Annotated in this window: 2 protein-coding genes; one reads left to right on the plus strand and one right to left on the minus strand. The window is 47.0% G+C overall.

The window, feature by feature from the left end:
* Nucleotides 1-820 (plus strand): sensor histidine kinase (locus tag VN105_RS05145; RefSeq protein WP_325638592.1); only part of this gene is annotated, 820 nt, incomplete at its 5' end.
* Between the two features lie 74 nt (nucleotides 821-894).
* Here the strand turns inward: VN105_RS05145 and VN105_RS05150 are convergent.
* Nucleotides 895-2,187, minus strand: coding sequence for a porin (locus VN105_RS05150; protein WP_325638594.1), 1,293 nt, complete (start codon nucleotides 2,185-2,187; stop codon nucleotides 895-897).
* Nucleotides 2,188-2,375: the final 188 nt, after the last annotated feature.

Raw genomic sequence — 2,375 nt, forward strand, 5'->3', positions numbered from 1 at the left:
ATCGAAAAGAGAAGAGTTTTTCCAAAAGAATATTCTCCCGTTAAAAACCATTGAAGAGGTAAGTGAAGATGTAGAGAAATGGGCCAGTCAGAAAAAAGAAGAACTGGAAAACCTCCGCCGGAATGAAGAGTTCCGTAAGGAGTTTCTCCTGAACCTTTCCCATGAGCTGAAAACGCCCATTTTTGCCGTTCAGGGCTATATTCACACGTTGCTGGACGGGGCGCTGGAAGATCCCAATGTAAATAAGCTGTTCCTGAAAAACGCCACCAAGAACATCGACCGCCTTTGCCGGCTGATCGACGACCTGGATGAAATATCTAAACTGGAAAGCGGGGAAATGACTGTAAATGCAGAAGTATTCGTTATCCAGGACCTGATCAAAGATGTGTTTGATACCCTGTCGCTGAAAGCCAATACCAAAGGCATTAAGTTCAGTATCAAAAAAGGCTGCGAAGCGCCGCAGCCGGTATATGCCGATAAAGAAAAGATCCGGCAGGTGCTCATTAACCTGGTAGACAACTCTATTAAATACGGTAAACCGGACGGCCACACTATTGCCAGCATTTACAGCATGGATGGCAAAAGAGTGCTGATAGAAATTTCCGACGATGGGATCGGTATGGCTGAGGAACACCTGCCACGTGTATTTGAACGGTTTTACCGTACAGACAGGGCGCGTAGCCGCGACATTGGCGGTACCGGCCTCGGACTGGCCATTGTTAAGCATATTGTGGAGGCTCACGACCAATCCATTACGGTACGCAGCAAGCCTGAAATAGGCAGCACCTTCGGGTTTACAATGGAATCAGGAAGAGAATAAAATAACACTGCATAAAGTAAATGGGCAAACAGGATGCTGATCCTATTTGCCCATTTACTTTTATAATATGGCTGTTAAAAACGATACTGCATCCTGCAGGTAAGCACATTATCTTTCAGGTCGTCTTTATATCCTTCCAGTTCCGTGCTTTCATTGGTAACCCAGTCGTAATACACCATAAATTTCAGGTGTTCGTTGGCATAGTAGAGGTAGCCGATGCCTACCGTGTTATAGCGTATATCCGCAGGAGTGAGCCCTGCACCGGGAGCGCCGATCTCTTTGCCTTTTACTTTTGTGTTGGGATCGTACCAGTCGTATTTCAGTACCGCCTGGTGCTTTATGCTGCCAAGGTTTTGAATATAATAAAGATAAGCGCCGTCAAAATTACGGATATACAGTGGCTGTAAACTTCCGTCCGGCGCTACCGGGATGGCGCCTGGTGTTTCCGTAGTTAAGGCGGTGGCTGTTTGTTTACCCCGGAGATACTCCGCACGGAACTGGGTAAAGCCTTTCTCTTCACCATTGGAGATCTTCCATTGTACATCTGCTCCGAAATAGTGCCTGGGGGCGATTTTTCCTACATTAGCCACCGAAGAATCCACCATAAAAACTGCTTTCCCGCCGGCATTGTTCATCGTGTGAATCTGTTTGGTAAACTGCTGCATACCGCCATACAATACAGACGCACCGGCCGATAGCTGGCTTTGAGTTCCTTTTATTTTCCGGGGTTTTATAGCAATACGCCCGATAAAATCTTTATGGCTGTCGAAATCAGTGGTGGCTGTGAGTCCTTGTCCGTTAAAGGCGCCCGCATCTATTTTCAGGAAACTCAAAGGGTGATCTTTACGGCGGGGTTCAAAGGACACCATTGCTCCCAGGTCGCGCTCTGTTTTCATCAGGATCTGCGACATCCGCCCACGCTCAGGGGTTTCACGGTCGGCCGACGACAGGTTTACTTCATAACCGAACGGGCGGGCGAACATGCCTCCTACCAGCGAGAACAAATTAAATTTCGTCTCAAAAAAACGACCATAGAAATCGCGGATATTTACCCCTCTTTCGGTACCATCGAACTGGAAAGCAAACTGCACCACCGGCATATCCTCTTTGTTATACCGTTCATAATCTACCCGGATACGCCCACGGCGCAAAGTAAAACGGTTATCGGAGGCGGCCGCAAAATCTCCGGCTGCATAGCCCCGGGCGCCCCTCGATTGTGCCATCTGGAATTGCGGCTGAATATACCCGCTGAACCGCAAAGCATCATACTTCATATACATGGATATCATCCCCTTTCCCATTTCGGTGGTAGTGTCGATCATATCCATCAGGAATTGCGCACGGGCAGTTCCCGTGAAACATAACATCAGAATAACGATCGGAAAAAATATGGCAATGCGCATCAGGTGTTGAAATTATTGCGCAAAAGTATAGAATTAGCCTCTATTTAACCGGGTTGTTTACACTTTGTACAGTAAATCGTTAATAGCTCGTTAATCCATTCCTGTTGCGACTGGCTTATCTGTTGCCTTTATACTTTGAAGTAAATTGGATA

Source organism: Chitinophaga sp. (assembly GCF_035564935.1).
Lineage (GTDB): Bacteria > Bacteroidota > Bacteroidia > Chitinophagales > Chitinophagaceae > Chitinophaga.

Bases quoted from the DNA above. Each gene is read 5' to 3' on its own strand.
- VN105_RS05150 (WP_325638594.1), bottom strand. From the start codon at position 2,187: ATGTTATGTTTCACGGGAACTGCCCGTGCGCAATTCCTGATGGATATG.